The organism is Butyricimonas sp. Marseille-P2440 (genome assembly GCF_900091675.1).
GTDB classification, from domain to species: Bacteria; Bacteroidota; Bacteroidia; order Bacteroidales; family Marinifilaceae; genus Butyricimonas; species Butyricimonas synergistica.
This window is the reverse complement of record NZ_LT594607.1, coordinates 113,804-131,752: the sequence shown is the minus strand read 5'-3', so window position 1 is coordinate 131,752 and position 17,949 is coordinate 113,804. Positions and strand designations below refer to the sequence as shown.

Sequence of the window (17,949 nt, the reverse complement as noted above, 5' to 3'; positions counted from 1 at the left end):
AGCCGGGAGGCTTTCCTTTTTTATCGTTTAGTTCATGTAATCCCACATGGGCAACAAGATCGGTTTTTGGTTCAATGCCTTCAAGGCTTTTTCTCCCAGGTATTTTTTGTGAATGACTACTCGGAAGATGTATTCGTCAAACCATTTGTCCGTGAAGGTGAGGTAACCGTTGTGTCCTGCTTGCGGTCCCCAACTGTTCTCGAATTCCCATTTCGTGGGATTCCCATTCTCGTCGACGTCCACGGCGATCAATACCATGGCGTGGGCGGAGCCGCTTTGGCGGGTGAGGATACGGGTTTTCTTGTCCATGGAGAAGTCTACGCCCATGAGCGAGTTGTAGTCATACATCTCCGGGTCTAGGATTCCGGTTTCCCGGTTGAAATATTTACCCACGTCGCTGGAGGTGTACATTGCCTCGTTGCCTTTGATGGAAGCGATGGCGGCTTGTTTGATGTCCTCGTTCGGCAGGTTGAGATACACCCAGTTGATCCCCTCTATCGTGTTGCGGTAATTCTGGATATCGTATATTTTGTAATATTCCCGGGTGGGGTCGTTCATAATCATGATATAGTTCCGCGGGCTGTAATCCGCCGGGGTGATCTCCTTGTAGAACTGTTGCGGGGTGTAGTTCGCCAGTTCTTTGATGTCGCCGTTTTTGTCCTTGTATCTCCACGTGAAGGTGGTAGGCGGTTCGCCGAGGCAAAGCGCCAGAATGCGGTAAACGTCTTTCAATATCGTGACTTTTTCTGCACGCAGGTCTTTGGCTTTTTTGCCTTGTGCAGCCATTTCGCGGATGGCAAATCCTCCTTTGCGCAGGCGTTCGTTGATTAACGAAAGCATGGCTCCGGTGTTGTTCGAGTGGGCGGTTTCCGGCATCACTTCTTTCGGAACAACGCCGTATTTTTCTCCCAAGTTATAGTATAGATTCCACACGCCGCCATCTCCCACGGGAGCCTGGAACATGTAGTACACGTCCCGGTCGTCCATCGGTTTGCCAGCCGTGGTAATCATGTTCTCGAGGAACAAGTTGGATTTCTCGAACATATCCCAGAAGTAGAGGTAATTGTGGGAGAAATCAAAGTTCGAGAGGTTGTATTTCTCCATGATACTCGGGCGCAGCACGTTCATGGACGTGAACATCCAGCACCGACCGGAACTTTTCTGGTCGGTGATGCCTTTCACGTTTACCCGGTATTTGAAATAGTGGTCTATTTTGCCCTGAACTTCCCGGTTGAGGGCGTTCGAGCGAATGTCCTTATCGTTTGTCAGCACGTTCTGAATGGCTTTGGTGGCAGCGTCTTTTTGGAAGCTCCCCTTGATGTCGTTCAGTTCTTTTTCCCCGATCGTCTGGGCGCATAGCGATCCCCCGGCAAGGAGTAAAGAAGCGAGTGTCGAGTAAAATTTCATGGTTTAAAATTTTAGATTTTGGATTTTAAGTTGAAGAATTGAAAATCGATTATTTATTTTCAATTTTCAATTCTCCATTTTCAATTATTTACAAGTGTATCACTTCGTCGTAAGCGGCTGCAGCGGCTTCCATGATGGCTTCGCTCATGGTCGGGTGCGGGTGTACCGTTTTGATGAGGTCGTGCCCGGTAGCTTTCATCTTGCGCGCGAGTACCATCTCGGCGATCATTTCGGTCACGTTCATACCTACCATATGCGCTCCCAGTAGCGTGTTGTCGGCAGCGTTGAAGATTAATTTGATAAAACCGTCGTTGGCTCCCGCGGCACTGGCTTTCCCGGATGCCGTGAAGGGGAATTTGCCGATCTTGAGTTCATAGCCTGCCTCGAGTGCTTTTGCCTCGTTCAACCCCACGGATGCTACCTCGGGAGTGGTGTACGTGCAGCCCGGGATGTTGGTGTAATCAATCGTTTCCGTGTGGACGCCTGCGATGTGTTCCACGCAGCAGATGGCTTCGGCCGATGCCACGTGAGCCAGAGCCGGACCGTGCACGATGTCGCCGATAGCGTAAACGCCTTCCACGTTCGTGCGGTAGTAATCGTCTACTTTTACCCGACCTTTTTCCATCTCGATGTTTAGGTCTTCCAACCCGATGTTTTCCACGTTCGGGGAGATGCCCACGGCAGAAAGCACGATTTCTGCCTCGTGTACTTCTATTTCTCCCTTTTTATTTTTGATGTTTACCTTCAACAGTTTCTCCCCGGCTTCCACGCTTTCCACGGATGATTTAACCATCACATCGATGCCTGCTTTCTTGAAGGAGCGTCCCACTTGTTTGGAAACTTCCTCGTCTTCTACCGGAAGAATGGTCGGCATGAATTCAACCAGCAATACTTTGGTGCCCATGGCGTTGTAGAAGAATGCCAATTCGGAACCGATGGCGCCGGAGCCTACCACGATCATGGATTCAGGTTTGTGGTCGAGCGTCAGGGCTTGGCGGTATCCGATGATGCGTTTCCCGTCCTGTGGGATGTTCGGAAGTTGGCGGGAGCGTGCCCCTGTTGCCAACACGATGTGTTGTGCCTCGTAAACCGTTTTCTCGCCTGCCGCATTCGTCACCTCGACTTTCTTGTCTGCGGTCAGTTTGCCGTGTCCCTCGATCACGGCGATGTTGTTTTTCTTGAAAAGGTATTGGATACCTTTGCTCATCTTGTCGGCTACCCCCCGGCTGCGGGCGATGATTGCCTCGAAATCCGGTTCGGCGTTCTCGATTTTCACCCCGTAATCAGCGGCGTGTTTGGCGTATTCCAACACCTGTGCCGATTTAAGCAAAGATTTGGTCGGGATACATCCCCAGTTCAGGCAGATACCCCCGAGTTCCGCACGTTCTACTACAGCCACGTTCATTCCTAGTTGTGAAGCACGAATAGCAGCCACGTATCCCCCGGGGCCACTACCTATCACGATTAAGTCGTATTTCATTTTATTTGTCATTTATAATGTGAATAATTATTAGCTGAATCATCGGGAGACAAAATTAGGGTATTTGTTTAGAATAGAAAACTAAAAGTGATTTTTAGATTTTAAATTTTAGATTTTAAATTTTCCCGGGAAATCCGTTGTCCGTTAATTCTAGTACATATCTCCGTCCGTTCCGGCAATCATCTATTGATCACCTATTCGTCATCTATCGATCATTTATTACCGAGATTGATAGGTGATCGGTATTTGCGGCATCGGTAACCGATTGTTGTCTGCCGGAACGAACGGAGAGTAGAGGAAGAAGAGTTAGTGTTAAAATTTTGTATTTCTGAGTTGAAATAGTATCTTTACACGCTTGAAATATTTATGGTATTGAAAATAACTTGTATATGAAGTATTCCGTATCACGTGATTTGCGCTACCGGTTGTAAAATCAAAAGAATATTTCATGTCGCTTAAAACATAAAATTGGATATTAATATGAAAGGACTAAAAATTGTTGTTCTTGCTAAGCAGGTTCCCGATACGAGAAATGTGGGAAAAGATGCGATGAAAGCGGACGGAACTGTAAACAGGGCAGCTTTACCTGCCATCTTCAATCCGGAGGATTTAAATGCTTTAGAGCAAGCTTTAAGATTAAAAGATACAATCAAAGGAACTACTGTTCATGTGTTGACGATGGGACCGGGGCGTGCCGCCGAGATTATCCGGGAAGCGATGTACAGGGGGGCCGATGGCGGTTATTTGTTGTCGGATCGGGCTTTTGCCGGTTCTGACACGTTAGCGACTTCTTATGCCTTATCTTGTGCTTTGCGCAATTTGGAATATGACGTGATTATTTGCGGTCGCCAGGCTATCGACGGGGATACCGCACAGGTAGGTCCGCAGGTGGCAGAGAAATTGGGTTTGCCGCAGGTAACTTATGCAGAGGAAATACAAAAATGTGATGGGAAGATGATCACGATCAAACGTCGTTTGGAAAGAGGTATCGAGGTAGTGACCAGCCCGCTTCCCTGCGTGGTGACCGTGAACGGTTCGGCTGCAGTTTGTCGCCCGAGAAACGCCCGTTTCGTGATGAAATACAAGAATGCGAAAGGAACCCAGGAGGCACAAGATGCCAACGAGGATTATTTTGCACTCGTGAACGAGCGCCCGTATTTGAAATTGACGGAGTGGAGCGTGAACGACATCAAGAGTAACTCGGAAGACCTTGGTTTGAGCGGGTCGCCTACCAAAGTGAAAAATATCGAGAGCGTGGTGTTCCAGGCAAAAGAGGCAAAAGTGCTTTCTTGCACGGATTGCGAGATCGATGATATGATGAAAGAGTTGATAACGAACCATACAATCGGATAATTTTAGATTTTAAATTGTAAATTTTAAATTGATCTTCTTGATCATGTGAGTTGAATTTATTGGATTTAAAATCTAAAATCTAAAATTTAAAATGATATGAATAGTGTATTTGTATATTGCGAGATAGAGGAAGGTGCAGTTGCCGATGTGAGCCTTGAGCTGCTGACGAAAGGACGTGCCCTTGCGACAAAATTGGGTGTGAAACTGGAAGCTATTGCACTCGGACATAACTTGAAAGATGTAGAGAAACAAGTATTTCCTTACGGGACGGATGTTGTATGGATTGGTGATGATGCCCGCCTGGCTCCTTACACGACTTTGCCTCACACGAAGATGTTGGTTCGTTTGTTTGAAGCCGAGAAGCCTCAGGTGGCTTTGATGGGTGCTACCAGCGTGGGACGTGATTTGGGGCCTCGCGTGTCTTCTGCTTTGCATAGCGGTTTGACGGCGGACTGCACGAGCCTTGAGATCGGGGAATACACGGATGCCAAGAGCGGCAAGAAGTACGAGAATTTGTTGTACCAGATTCGTCCGGCTTTCGGGGGGAACATCGTGGCAACTATCGTGAACCCGGAATGTCGTCCGCAGATGGCTACCGTTCGCGAGGGAGTGATGAAAAAAGAGATTGTTGACCCACAATATAAAGGAGAGATTAAGAAATTGAATGTCGACGAGTACCTGGACGACACGGATATGGTGGTAAAAGTGATCGAACGCCACATGGAGAAATCCAAGGTGAACATCAAGGGTGCCCCGATCATCGTTGCCGGTGGATACGGCGTGGGTTCCAAAGAGAATTTTGCCTTGTTGTATGAATTGGCAGCCGTTTTGGGTGGAGAAGTGGGTGCTTCTCGTGCGGCTGTGGATGCCGGTTTTTGTGAACACGAGCGTCAGATCGGACAGACTGGAACGACAGTTCGTCCCAAGTTGTATATCGCTTGCGGTATCTCCGGGCAAATTCAACATACTGCCGGTATGGAGGAGTCTTCCATGGTAATCGCTATCAACACGGACGCGAATGCCCCGATTAATAAGTTTGCTGATTACGTGATCACGGGTGACCTGAACGTGGTAATCCCGAAGATGATCCAGTATTACAAAAAGAACAGCAAGTAAAATTATTTACGATTTATGATTGAAGATTTACGATAGGAGAAAATAGGATTGGGGAAGAGTATCTAAAATCATAAATCACTAAATCTAAAATTTAAAAGGTATGGCAAATTTCTATACAGATAACGAGGATTTGAAGTTCCACTTGGGACATCCTTTGATGAAAAAGATTGTTGCATTGAAAGAGCGGAATTTCGAGGATGCCGGGAAATGTGATATCGCTCCCCGTGATTTCGAGGATGCAATGGATAATTATGATAGAGTGTTGGAGATCGTGGGTGATATTTGTGGTAACGTGATTGCAGAAAATGCCGAGGAGGTAGACCACGAGGGACCGGAAGTGATAAACGGTCGCGTGAAATACGCCCGCGGGACACAAGAGAACCACGACGTGCTGACGCAGGCCGGTTTGTACGGGATGTCACTCCCGCGTGAGTATGACGGGTTGAACTTCCCGATGGTTCCTTACGTGATGGCTGCCGAGTTGGTATCACGTGGTGATGGCGGATTCGCTAACATTTGGGGATTGCAGGACTGCGCCGAGACGATTCACGAGTTTGCCAGTGAAGAGCAGAAACGTGAATATCTGCCTCGTGCGGCGAAAGGTGACACTTACGCCATGGACTTGACCGAACCGGATGCCGGGTCGGATTTGCAATCCGTGCAGTTGAAAGCGACCTATTGTGATAAGTCTGGCAAATGGTTCCTGAACGGTGTAAAGCGTTTTATCACGAACGGGGATGCCCAAATCTCTTTGGTTTTGGCTCGCTCGGAAGAGGGTACGCATGATGGACGCGGTTTGTCGATGTTTATTTACGATAAGGCAGACGGGGGAATGACCGTTCGCCGTATTGAAAATAAATTAGGAATCAAGGGGTCACCGACTTGCGAGTTGGTATTCAAGGATGCCCCAGCTGTATTGGTGGGCGAACGTAAACTCGGGTTGATTAAATACGTGATGTCGTTGATGAACGGTGCCCGTTTGGGTGTCGGTGCCCAATCGGTAGGTATCGCAGAAGCGGCTTATCGTGAAGGTTTGAAATACGCGGGCGAAAGACGTCAGTTCGGGAAAGCGATTATCGAGTTCCCCGCCGTGTACGAGATGTTGACTAACATGGAAGCCAAATTGCACGGTGCTCGTTCCATATTGTACGAGACCAGCCGTTTCGTGGATATGTACAAGGCTTACACGCATATCTCTAACGAACGCACCTTGAATAAAGAGGAACGCGAGGAGATGAAAAAATATCAAAAGTTGGCGGATGTGTTCACCCCGTTGTTGAAATTGTTCTCCAGCGAGTACGCTAACGAGATTGCTTACGACGCATTGCAGATCCACGGCGGTTCAGGGTTTATGAAAGACTACCCTATCGAGCGCCTGGTGCGTGATGCCCGTATCACGAATATTTATGAGGGAACTTCTCAGTTGCAGGTTGTGGCTGCCATTCGCGGTGTGACCACGGGGCAATACGCGAAGCAAATCCGTGAGGAGTACGAGAAGATTCCGATTTGTCCGGAACAGGATTTCGTGCGTGAGATATTGAAAGGTATGACTGCCGCTTACGAGGCTGCCGTGACCAAGGTAACCAGTGTCGGGGAAACGGAATACGTGGACTTCCATGCACGCCGCTTGGTGGAAATGGCTGGTTATATCATCATCGGTTATTTGTTGTTGATTGACTCTCAACGTGATGATCGTTTTGCGAAATCAGCAGAGATTTTCGTGAAATACGGGCAAGCTAAGGTTGCCGGGTATGCTGCTTTCATCAATGATTTCGAGTTGAAAGATTTGGGAATGTACAAGAAATAGTACTAGCCTGAATTGTAAAAATACGTCTAAGAGGTTGTCCCAACAGGGGCAATCTCTTTTTTTATTCTCATTCTTCCACTTCGCCCTTCGGGAGGCTATTTTTTAAAATTAGTTTTTACAATTGTTTCCTTTTCTAAAAAAAATATCTCTTTTTTTTCACGGTGATATGATTAAAACACTATCTTTGTTTTTGTAAATCGTTGATTTATAATATATTGATTCAGTAAGAAAGGCTCTGAGAGGGCAGGGTCGTCAATTTTGTAATTATATGAATGGGATAAAAAAGTCTATTTATAATGTTTTTTATAAAACGTCAGGAGTATGTTTTATACTTTTCTGTATGATTGACTTTTTATGTGCCCAAGAGAAGGGCGGTGTGGTGGATGCGCTGGTTAACGCAGGATACGAGAATGTCAGCCGGGAGATGGGGGAAACGGAAGAAGTTATCCTGTTCGAGAATTCATTGTGGCGGGCAAACGGGGAAGGGATAAGTGAAGCCATTAAGATTATAGAAACATTCCCGTTGATCCCGGGCAAGGGACGGCGGGTAGTTGTCCTGAGGAATAAAATTCCCCAGGTTTCTTTATTGCTTCATCCGGGCGGCACGGCGGGTACGGGGTGGAATGTTAGTTATGAGCTGGGCGATTCTTGGAAAAAGATACATGACCGGGAGTTCGCTAATAATTCCCGCTGGAAAGCAGATTTGGTGTTTTACCCGCAATTCTCTTTGCGGAACCAGAAATTTCACAAGATATACGACGTGTTGTTTAATATCGCACCGGCTTTGGAGATCACGCCGTTCCGGGGGATGAAGATCGTGGGGCAGGTCATTATCCCGGTCTTCAACGAGTTCGGGGCATTGTACGATGATGTTCGTCCCGGTTATATTACCGTTCAACAGGATTTTAGAATTGAAAACGTGTTCCTGCAAGCGACCGTGGGGAATTTCAACCAGAATCGCTGGGGTATGGATTTAAGTTTTTTCCGTCCTTTCACGAAGGGCTGGTTGCAATATTTCGCAGTAAAAGGGGGAGTCGGGTTGACGGGGTCGTCTTATTTTGTGGATTGGAATTGGCATTACGGACCTACAAAATTGTTTACCTGGAATGTCGGCGGGAGTTATTACAACCCGCAATATAACGTGCTTTGTGAGGTGAGGGTGGAGAAGTTTCTTGCCGGGGATATTGGAGTTCGGGCTGATATGACCCGTCATTTCAAGCGGGCTTCTATTGGATTTTATGTTATGAAAAATGACTATGATAACCTGGACGGAGGGTTTCATTTCTCAATATTGATTCCCCCGATGAGATATAAAAGAAACCGGATGAGAGTGACTCCGGCTAGGTACTTTAATCTTGAATATAAAGCTGCCGGATTATTCTTCAACGGGAAGTCTTATAAAACGAAACCCGGGCAGAATAAAGCAGAGGAGAACTTTAACCCATATTACATAAAATCACAATTACAAAGTAACTAATAACTTAATTTAAAAGCGAACATTAAAGAAAATAGTAAACAAAAGCAGGAAAGAATAAGTTAAACAAGTGTAAACCTTTATAAATGAAAGAATGATGAGAAAAGAAGTAAAACATTTTGGTATGAGCGCAAAAGCTATACTAATGGTAATGGTTGTCTTCGGTACGCTTTTCAGTAGCTGTTACACGAAGGAAGATATTCCGGTTGTTCAGATTCCGGAAGAGGTTCCTAACAAGTACATTATCGAAGGGACGATTGTTGCCAATAATAATGGAAATCTGGAAACTCTGAAAGGGGTTACCGTGACGAGCGACAAGAATGGTGTTGTTGCTGCGGGTGACGCAAACTTTATTGTTACGGTGGCTAGTCCGGACACATACACTTTATCGTTGAGTAAGACGGGATATGATCCTATTTCTTACAAAGTGGTTGTACCCAGTGCCGGGGATAAGATCACGGGACAATTGATTGCCGTGAACGTACAATTGACGATGTATCGCGAGAATACCTCGAATCCGGGAACGGGTGAAGTAGGTGTTGAAGGAGGAGTTGTTGCAAATGGCGGTGGTGAATTGTCTATCCCTGCCGGGGCTTTGACTGCCAACACGCAGATCACGATGACCGTTCTTGACGATGTAAAACAAGCTGTTGAAGTAAACGGAACGCAAGAAGCTGCCGCTCAATTCTTGTTGGGAGAGTTCGGTCCTAGTGGAACGAAATTCTTGAATCCCGTGCAATGGAGCGTGGCATACGATGCTTTGGCTGATTATTATTTGGCGAATACTCAATTGCAATACCGTGCGAACAACAACGCGGGTGACTGGACTGTTTTGACGGATGGTATCGTTTATGACAATGATAAATATAACGTGTCGTTGACTCACTTCTCTCAATACCGTATGGTATATATGGCAAGTGACATGACTTTGGATGCTGTTACGGAAACTCTTCCGGCTATTGCGGCTATCACGAATAATAATGTTTCTCCGGCTTCTATTACTCAAATTCCTTACAAGAAATTCGAGGGTGCCGAGTTGACTTTTGGCAACGAATGGAATAGCATCACGAATGCTTCCGATAAGCAACAAATCGAGGATTTGGTGAAAAGTGCAATCATGGCAAAAGTAAATGTGGCGGAATTCAAATCATCTATCGGTGCTGCAGTTGACGCGGTGTTCACGTTGAGAGATCCTATTACGTTACCTTATGATTACCATCTTTTGTCTAAGGGCGAGCAATCTATGGATTACTACGTGTTCACGTTCAAAGTGTACAAAAAAGCGGGTAATGCTGCCGTAGAGTTGAAAGCTAACGTGAAAGTAGCTGGTAAGGTGTCTATATTCGTGGAAATCGACTATTGTGGAGCTCATCATTCTCACGGAAGCTGTGGTCACGTGTATCACGGTGGTGCCGGCGGTGGTATGGTTATTGGAGATTAATTTAGAAAATGAATCGAACGTTAAGTGGAAGCCGAAAGCAAAATATCATGGATATGAATATGAAAAAGATATTACTTACTGGTATATTTATCTTGAGCACTTTCATGCTTTCGGCGCAATTAACGTTGGGTACGACCGGATTGTTGAACAGTCCGTCTGCTGATATGCAGCCTGACAAGATGGTGATGCTCGGTGGTAATTTTTTACACGACCGGATAACTCCTAACGGGTTTCCGTATAACACGTACAATTATTTCCTGAATATCACGTTCTTGCCTTTCCTCGAGGTCGCTTACACGTGTACCTTGTTCAAGGCTACCGATAAGTTTGTGCCGGAGAAGAAAGGAAGGTTTGTCAACCAGGATCGTGCTTTTTCTGTTCGTTTACGGGCGCTGACGGAAAGGAAATACCGTCCGGCAGTGGTTTTCGGGTCAAACGACTTGTATACGCAAAGTAACGGGGGCGGGCTCATGACAGAAGAGTCCAATAACCAGTACTTCAACAAGTTTTACCTGGCGGTAACGAAACACGTGAACGTCAGCAAGACCGAACAGATCGGGGTACATTTGGCATATCAGTATAACAGGCGGGCTTCCAATCGCCTGAATGGGTTTTCCGGGGGAATTAGTTATAAGCCCTCGTTTGCTCCGAACTTGAATCTGATCGTACAGTATGATTCGAAAAGTCTCTTTGTTGGTGCCAACTACCTGCTCTTCAAACATCTTTTTATGCAAGTTGTTTTGCAGGACGGGCAATATTTTTCGGGAGGGCTGGCATACAAGATTTATTTAAAAGGTAAATAACGAGGAATTTGATAAACTGTAAATAAAAATAGAATGAAAATAAAGACTTTATTACTCTCTGCGCTCGTTGTGGGGGCTTCCTATTCGGTAAGTGCCCAGACGATCGATACGGATGTAAAATATATGTCTCCTAGATTTAAGGATAATATTTTTATCAGTATTGGTGTGGGAGCGCAAGGTTACCTGACGCAGGATAATTTTGACCACGGTTTCGGGAAAGTAATCGAACCGTTGGTGAATCTGTCCGTGGGTAAATGGATGGATCCCTACTGGGGGCTTCGCGGACAGGTGTCCGGATGGCAATCCAAGATGTACACTGATGTCAACCGTTTGAATAATGGTGGCGTGTTCAATAAATTTGAGCGTAAGTACATCAATTTGAACCTGGACTTCATGTTGAACTTGACGAACTTGTGGCGTCAATATGACCCTGAGAACAAATGGGATATGAATTTCTTTATAGGTCCGGGCTTGAGTTTCGGTAAATTCCACAACAAGCAAGTGGATGTCCTTGTAAACGGTTCGCTCGGGTTGGGTGGAAAGTACAATATCAACAAATATTGGGCTATTGATCTGGAGGCTCGCACGCATTTGTTGCCGACGTTCTTCTATACCAATAAATATACGGGTTCGGAAGAAATTGCCGGACGTTCCTATCAGGACGGGTTGCTTTCGTTATCTATCGGTGCGACTTACACCTTCGGGGGCAAAAAGTTTACCCGTTACGAGAGTGGAGCCGAGCGTGTTCGCCAACAGTTGAACGACAAGATCAACGCTCTGGAATCAGAATTGCGAAACACGCAATCTCAGCTGGAGGCTGCCAGGGTTGCCGAGCAAGTGGCTCAAAAGGAACTTGCCTTGACCGAGGCTGAGAAAGCTGAAGCTATTGCTGCCGCTGCCAGACAAGATTTCACTCAATACGTTGGTTTCACGATCAACAAGAGTGCCGTGAAAGCGGAACAAATGGTGGTTCTGCAAGCCGTTGCTAATTATATGGCTGCAAATCCGAGTGTAAAGATGAAGGTTGTGGGATATGCTGACAAGCAGACCGGAAGCAAGTATTTTAACCAGAAACTTAGCGAAAGACGCGCAAAGAGCGTTTACGATCTGTTGGTTAAGAAATTCGGGGTTTCGTCAGACCGTTTGTCTTACATTGGATTGGGTGACCAGGATCAACCCTTCAAGGTGAATAACTACAATCGTTTAGTTATGATTCTTGGAGAAAAATAATATTGAAGGTCTGCGAGATTTAAAATGTCCGTGAATTCAATAATACAAATAAACTAAAGCTCGTGGGCTATAAATAAAGGGGGGGGTACCAACCCCTTTATTTATTTTTCTTGTTTACCAACCTCGATGGGTTTATAGTTTTCTCTTTCCTTGCGGTCGGTAGTGGCGGCACAACTGATGCCCCTTTCCCGCATAGCTTTGTTTTTACCTATATGTGTATCCGGGAATTTTTTCTTCTTACTGAAGAATGTTGTTATTCCCAAGCCGATGAAAGCTATCCCGACCAATACCAGTATGATAATAAAATAGGTTCCTAGCATAATATTATTCGTTTAGTTTAAACAAAAATACGATTATTACTTCGACTCCCCAAGCGTCTGGTTCGGTTTTGTCTTTATTTTTATGAATGGGTATACGGGGATAATTTTAGATTGTTCTAAAAGTACTTTATTGTCGTGGGGGAAAGTGCCATGAGGAAAAAAAAGATTAAAAAAGTCTATTTATTACTTTGTTTTTTCTACCTTTGGGGTGCAAAGTCAAATAAAATCGAGATAACAATGGAAGGATACGAACAAAATGACGGAATGGATCGGGATGAAATCTATTCCAATGCAGTGAAAGCAGGGAAAAGAACTTATTTTTTTGATGTGAAGGCGACACGCAATAATGACTATTATTTGACGATCACCGAGAGCAAGAAAAAATTTGACAATGACGGGAATGCGAGCTACGAGAAACACAAAGTGTTCTTGTATAAAGAAGACTTTGACAAGTTTGTCGAGGGCTTAGAAGAGGCTATTGGAGTGGTAAAAGCTGCAATCAATGGCGAACTTCCTGAGAAAAATTCTGATCTGTAACTAAACTGCAACTAGCATATGGAGCGGAACGTGATAACGTTCCGCTTTTATTTTTTAACTTTAGACTTCTTCTAAACTTTTCCTATCTTTGTGGGGATAGAATAAGGAGAGAAATGGAGAATAAGCCTTTAGCAGAACGAATGCGTCCCAAGTCTTTAGAAGACTATATCGGGCAGCAACATTTGGTAGGACCGGGAAAGGTGCTTCGGAAAATGATAGATTCCGGGGTGGTGTCGTCTTTTATCTTGTGGGGCCCCCCGGGAGTGGGGAAGACCACTTTGGCGATGATTATTGCCGAACAACTGAATCGTCCGTTTTACGTGCTGAGTGCCGTGAGTTCCGGGGTGAAAGATGTTAGGGAAGTAATTCAGAAAGCGGAAAGCCAGCGTTTTTTCAATTCGCCGAACCCGATCTTGTTTATTGACGAGATTCATCGTTTCTCGAAAGCGCAGCAGGATTCGTTGTTGGCGGCTGTAGAGAAAGGGACTGTGACGCTTATTGGTGCAACTACCGAGAATCCTTCTTTCGAGGTTATATCGCCTTTGCTCTCCCGTTGCCAAGTGTATGTGCTGAAATCGCAGGAGAAAAAGGATCTGGAAGATTTGATTGATCGTGCTTTGGCTAAGGATTATTATCTCAGCAAACGGAATATCACGGTGAAGGAGAAAGAGGCAATGATCTCATACAGTGGCGGGGATGCCCGGAAATTGTTGAATATCCTGGAACTCGTGGTGAATGGCTTGGGAGAAGGAGATATTGTTATCGATAACGAAGCAGTACACCGGGAATTGCACGAGAACCCGCTGATGTATGACAAGGATGGGGAACAGCATTATGATATGGTGTCGGCGATGATTAAATCTGTCCGGGGTGGTGACCCGAACGCTGCCGTTTACTGGATGGCTCGAATGTTGTTAGGTGGGGAAGATCCGAAGTTTATCGCCAGGCGTCTGATTATTTCTGCCGCCGAGGACATCGGATTGGCGAACCCGAATGCTATCTTGATAGCGAATACTTGCTTCGAGGTCGTGCACAAGATCGGGATGCCGGAGGCTCGTATCCCTCTGTCCGAATGTGTCATTTATCTTGCCACTTCCCCGAAAAGTAATTCGGCATATTTAGCTATTGATGCTGCTATGGCTACGGTAAAACAGACGGGTAATTCGCCCGTGCCCTTGCATTTACGCAATGCCCCAACGAAATTGATGAAGGATTTGAACTACGGGCAGGATTACAAGTACCCGCATGACTATCCTGGTAATTTCGTGGAACAACCGTATTTACCGGAAGAGTTGAAGAATAAGAAATTCTATCATCCACAGCAGAACGCACAGGAAGTAAAGATATTGGAACGCTTGAAAGCGTGGTGGAAGAAATACAGGAATAATTGAAAATGCAAAATTGTAATATGGATAAGTTGATAAATCAAGAGATGTTTTTTTTGTTAGCCGGACCTTGTGTGATCGAGGGGGAGGAGATGGCTTTGAATATTGCGGAACACGTGAAGAAAGTTACTGATAGATTGGGGATTCCATACGTGTTCAAGGGGTCGTTTAAAAAGGCGAATCGTTCTCGGTTGGATTCCTTCACGGGGATTGGGGACGAGAAAGCGTTGAAGATACTGGCTAAAGTGAGAGAGAAATTGCATATTCCCGTGGTAACGGATATTCATACCGAACGGGATGCTGAAATGGCAGCCGAGTACGTGGATGTATTGCAGATCCCGGCGTTCCTATGCCGTCAGACGGATTTGTTAGTCGCTGCCGCCAAGACCGGAAAGATCGTGAACATCAAGAAAGGTCAATTCCTTTCACCCGAGTCCATGAAGTTTGCTGTCGATAAGGTTCGGGAATCCGAGAATAATAACGTGATGGTTACGGAAAGAGGAACCACGTTCGGTTATCAGGATTTAGTGGTGGACTTCCGGGGTATCCGTGTGATGCAACAAGCTTGTCAATGCCCCGTGGTGGTGGACGTGACCCATTCCCTGCAACAACCGAACCAGTCTTCCGGGGTAACCGGGGGACAACCGGAATTGATCGAGAGCATTGCCAAGGCTGGTATTGCTGTCGGGGCGGATGGTATTTTCATTGAAACTCATGCCAATCCTCGCTGTGCCAAATCCGACGGGGCAAATATGTTACGATTAGATTTAATTGACGGGTTGTTGGAAAAACTCGTGAGAATCAGAAAGGCATTATAAAAGAAAAGGGGATTTAATCGATCCCCCTTTCTTTTATTTCAAGGCAGCTAAAGCCGCTTTGTAATTTGGTTCATGCTTGAGCTCGGGTACAAGTTCGGTGTAAATAATTTTCCCGTTCTCGTCAATGATAATGACAGCTCTGGCTAGTAATCCTGCCATCGGACTGTCTTTTATGGCAACCCCGTAGTCTTTCCCGAAAGTAGCGTTTCTGAATGCCGATAGGCTGGTGAGATTTTTAATTCCCTCTGTCGAGCAGAACCGGGATTGGGCAAACGGAAGGTCTTTGGATATTGCCAGAACGACCGTGTTCTCCATGTCGGCAGCCTTTTCGTTAAATTCTCTCACGGACATGGCACAGGTCTTCGTGTCAAGGCTGGGAAAGATATTCAATAATACTCGTTTACCTTTAAAATCGCTTAACGAGATGTCTTTCAATTCCCCGTTCACGAGAGTGAAATCCGGAGCTTTATCACCGACTTTCGGGAAGGTGCCGTCCAATGTTATTTTGGCACCACCTAACGTGACCGTGGTGATGAGAATTACTTTTATTAGAAAATTTGTAAATACCATAATTCTTTGTTTGAGATTGTTTTTAATTGTAGTTTATTCTTCTACGTAAATCTCCAGTAATTGTGTTACATCATCCGGGTATAACGTGAGGTTTTTAAAGCAAGCGGGAACAAGCACCGTTTCGCCTTTATTCACTACCACGGGTTCACATTCTCCGGTGGTGATCGTGAATTTTCCTTGCAGGCACATGTAAATCACGAACGAGTCTAATCGCACGTATTCTTTCTCTATATCCCGGTCGAAAACGAGCAGGTTGGTCGTGAAATAAGGGCATTTCACCAGCTGCACGGATGTATTGTCTTGTGGCGTGTAATCCACTTTATGCTTGGGGTGATAATGATAGTCGATTACGTCCGTTGCCAAGTCGGTATGCAATTCCCTTAAATTGCCGTCGGCGTCTTTCCGGTCGTAATCGTATATCCGGTAAGTGATATCGGAAGTTTGTTGTATCTCGGCGATAAAGCATCCCTTGTTGATGGCGTGAACCAGCCCGGCAGGAATGAAGAAACTATCCCCTTTCTTTACTTTTTCCGTGTTTAATAGTTTCATCAGTTCGTTGGAGCGTAAGGCTTGCAGGTATTCCGCCTTATCGGTTTCCTTGTTGAATCCCATGACGAGTGAGGCGTCTTTCTCTGCATCTACCATGTACCACATTTCAGTTTTCCCGTAGGCGTTATGGCGTTCCTTGGCGGTTTCGTCGTCTGGATGCACTTGGATCGAGAGATTATCGTTGGCGTCGATGTACTTGATTAATAACGGGAATTCTATACCGAATTTCTCGTACACGCTGTCACCGACAAGATCGCCCATGTACACCTCTATCAATTCCTGCAAATCGTTGTCGGCAAGAATTCCGTTCGAAACGACTGATATGTTATCTTGCACTGCTGAAATTTCCCAGCTTTCACCGATGGATTCCTCGTGTTGTTCACTCTTGTAACTTAATCTTTCTCCTCCCCATATCTTTTTTTTGAGAATAGGATGGAATTTTAACGGGTATAACATGTTTTATTTCTTTATTAGGCATAATTATTGTACAGAAAACAAAGATAGAAATTTTGTAGTTGGGGTTTGTGATTTATGATGTAATTTTGTGGTTAGAATTACGCTAATGTTATAAAAACGGAATGAAATGAAGAAATTAGGTATGTTAAGTATCATCGTGGCAGGAATGTTCTTGGGTGGTTGTAGCGATGATGACAAAGAATTTCAATTGGATACGAACCGGATGACAGGTGTCGATTGGTATTATAACGGGGGTACGAGTGGTAATCGTCTTTCGTTCACGGATGAAAATGTATTGGATATAAACCGTTTTGATAAAAATGGCGAAATCAGGGGACTTGATATACGAGGACAAGCCGATACGGTTGCCGGAGTTTGGAGTGACGAGGGACTGAACACGCTCGCTGTGGAATGGAAGAATGGAACCACGGATAAATGGACGGTACTTAAATGCAATTCCAGTGATTTTATAGTAACGAATAGATGGGGAAAGAGAGAATATGTATCCAAACCCTCTTACCTCCAAAATTTAACTGGCGATGCATTTTGGGTGAATTATTTTGACGGTGATGATCTTAAAACACATTTGAAATTCCGTGTAACGGGTAATACTAGTTTGCGAGCGGGATATGTTTTTGCATTGTTGTCTGATGATAAGTCCGGGCAAGTGGAATTAGATAATCAGATTAAAAATGATGTTTGGCAAAAAGAGATTGAAACTTCTCTGGGTGAGAAGAAAGTACGTTTTTCCTGCCAGATAGGTTCAAAAAATTACGTGAAGTTTGATGAACAAATCACTGATCAGAATTTTGTCCCGATAGGGCTTTCAGATATTGATTTTGGATGTAATATTGTGAGTGTATCTGGTAAACGATGGAAATGTACGTGGAAAAAATTTAGTGATGAAGATGTATACTATAAAATAGAAGTGTATGCAAAAAACAAAGAGTCAGATGTTTATTTTGAAAGTTACCTGTTTACTTATGATGATGAATATCTTTTTGATGGAACCACGAATAGTAAAGTCCCTAATAGATTGGGAAATATAGACATGAGTAAAGATTACCAAGTGCGCTTGACGGCAGTCATGTTGGAACCGGGAGTTGCATATAACAGTACAATTGCTGAAAATAGAGTTCAAGCAGTCGTGTATGTTACTCGTGGCTTGGATGTAAAATAATGTCGTGCACGGGAAGAGAATGG

The 17,949-nt window shown here is 44.9% G+C and carries 16 protein-coding genes; 11 read left to right on the top strand and 5 right to left on the bottom strand.

Annotated features, from left to right (window positions below; genetic code table 11):
- Nucleotides 1–27 precede the first annotated feature (27 nt).
- A complete protein-coding gene (locus tag BN8899_RS02035) occupies nucleotides 28–1,407 on the bottom strand; it encodes a C1 family peptidase (RefSeq protein ID WP_065218116.1) in 1,380 nt (459 codons plus the stop codon).
- A gap of 88 nt (nucleotides 1,408–1,495) precedes the next feature.
- Nucleotides 1,496–2,887, bottom strand: coding sequence for a dihydrolipoyl dehydrogenase (lpdA, locus tag BN8899_RS02030; RefSeq protein WP_018338558.1), 1,392 nt, complete (start codon nucleotides 2,885–2,887; stop codon nucleotides 1,496–1,498).
- A 480-nt stretch (nucleotides 2,888–3,367) separates the two neighbouring features.
- On the opposite strand from lpdA, the gene BN8899_RS02025 reads away from it, so the two are divergent.
- From BN8899_RS02025 to BN8899_RS01995, 7 genes are all read left to right on the top strand, one after another.
- Nucleotides 3,368–4,240, top strand: coding sequence for an electron transfer flavoprotein subunit beta/FixA family protein (locus BN8899_RS02025; protein WP_065218115.1), 873 nt, complete (start codon nucleotides 3,368–3,370; stop codon nucleotides 4,238–4,240).
- Between the two features lie 96 nt (nucleotides 4,241–4,336).
- Nucleotides 4,337–5,356 carry an electron transfer flavoprotein subunit alpha/FixB family protein gene (locus BN8899_RS02020; RefSeq protein WP_065218114.1) on the top strand — a complete coding sequence of 340 codons (1,020 nt, stop codon included), beginning with the start codon at nucleotides 4,337–4,339 and terminating at the stop codon, nucleotides 5,354–5,356.
- 100 nt (nucleotides 5,357–5,456) lie between these two features.
- Nucleotides 5,457–7,163 (top strand): acyl-CoA dehydrogenase family protein, encoded by a 1,707-nt coding sequence (locus BN8899_RS02015; protein WP_065218113.1) that lies wholly within the window; start codon nucleotides 5,457–5,459, stop codon nucleotides 7,161–7,163.
- Between the two features lie 340 nt (nucleotides 7,164–7,503).
- Nucleotides 7,504–8,640 carry a YjbH domain-containing protein gene (locus tag BN8899_RS02010; protein ID WP_082986868.1) on the top strand — a complete coding sequence of 379 codons (1,137 nt, stop codon included), beginning with the start codon at nucleotides 7,504–7,506 and terminating at the stop codon, nucleotides 8,638–8,640.
- 121 nt (nucleotides 8,641–8,761) lie between these two features.
- Nucleotides 8,762–10,078: a peptidase associated/transthyretin-like domain-containing protein gene (locus tag BN8899_RS02005; protein ID WP_169503666.1), complete on the top strand. Its 1,317-nt coding sequence runs from the start codon at nucleotides 8,762–8,764 to the stop codon at nucleotides 10,076–10,078.
- Between the two features lie 59 nt (nucleotides 10,079–10,137).
- Complete coding sequence (locus BN8899_RS02000) at nucleotides 10,138–10,881, top strand: YjbH domain-containing protein (RefSeq protein WP_065218313.1); 744 nt, start codon at nucleotides 10,138–10,140, stop codon at nucleotides 10,879–10,881.
- Nucleotides 10,882–10,914: 33 nt separating this feature from the next.
- On the top strand, nucleotides 10,915–12,111 hold the full coding sequence (locus tag BN8899_RS01995; RefSeq protein ID WP_018338565.1) for an OmpA family protein: 1,197 nt from the start codon (nucleotides 10,915–10,917) through the stop codon (nucleotides 12,109–12,111).
- Nucleotides 12,112–12,212: 101 nt separating this feature from the next.
- Here BN8899_RS01995 and BN8899_RS01990 read toward each other — a convergent pair whose 3' ends face one another.
- A complete protein-coding gene (locus BN8899_RS01990) occupies nucleotides 12,213–12,431 on the bottom strand; it encodes a hypothetical protein (RefSeq protein WP_018338566.1) in 219 nt (72 codons plus the stop codon).
- A gap of 237 nt (nucleotides 12,432–12,668) precedes the next feature.
- On the opposite strand from BN8899_RS01990, the gene BN8899_RS01985 reads away from it, so the two are divergent.
- From BN8899_RS01985 to kdsA, 3 genes are all read left to right on the top strand, one after another.
- Nucleotides 12,669–12,968 carry a DUF3276 family protein gene (locus BN8899_RS01985; RefSeq protein ID WP_018338567.1) on the top strand — a complete coding sequence of 100 codons (300 nt, stop codon included), beginning with the start codon at nucleotides 12,669–12,671 and terminating at the stop codon, nucleotides 12,966–12,968.
- 113 nt (nucleotides 12,969–13,081) lie between these two features.
- Nucleotides 13,082–14,359, top strand: a complete 1,278-nt coding sequence (locus BN8899_RS01980) for a replication-associated recombination protein A (RefSeq protein WP_018338568.1) — start codon at nucleotides 13,082–13,084, stop codon at nucleotides 14,357–14,359.
- Between the two features lie 17 nt (nucleotides 14,360–14,376).
- Nucleotides 14,377–15,171: a 3-deoxy-8-phosphooctulonate synthase gene (kdsA, locus tag BN8899_RS01975; RefSeq protein WP_065218312.1), complete on the top strand. Its 795-nt coding sequence runs from the start codon at nucleotides 14,377–14,379 to the stop codon at nucleotides 15,169–15,171.
- Between the two features lie 33 nt (nucleotides 15,172–15,204).
- Here kdsA and tpx read toward each other — a convergent pair whose 3' ends face one another.
- Together tpx and BN8899_RS01965 are read right to left on the bottom strand one after the other, a co-directional pair.
- Nucleotides 15,205–15,741 (bottom strand): thiol peroxidase, encoded by a 537-nt coding sequence (tpx, locus tag BN8899_RS01970; RefSeq protein WP_018338570.1) that lies wholly within the window; start codon nucleotides 15,739–15,741, stop codon nucleotides 15,205–15,207.
- 33 nt (nucleotides 15,742–15,774) lie between these two features.
- Entirely contained in the window at nucleotides 15,775–16,746 is a 972-nt protein-coding gene (locus BN8899_RS01965; protein WP_018338571.1) for a type I phosphomannose isomerase catalytic subunit, read from the bottom strand.
- 127 nt (nucleotides 16,747–16,873) lie between these two features.
- On the opposite strand from BN8899_RS01965, the gene BN8899_RS01960 reads away from it, so the two are divergent.
- Nucleotides 16,874–17,926: a hypothetical protein gene (locus BN8899_RS01960; RefSeq protein WP_065218111.1), complete on the top strand. Its 1,053-nt coding sequence runs from the start codon at nucleotides 16,874–16,876 to the stop codon at nucleotides 17,924–17,926.
- Nucleotides 17,927–17,949 lie beyond the last annotated feature (23 nt).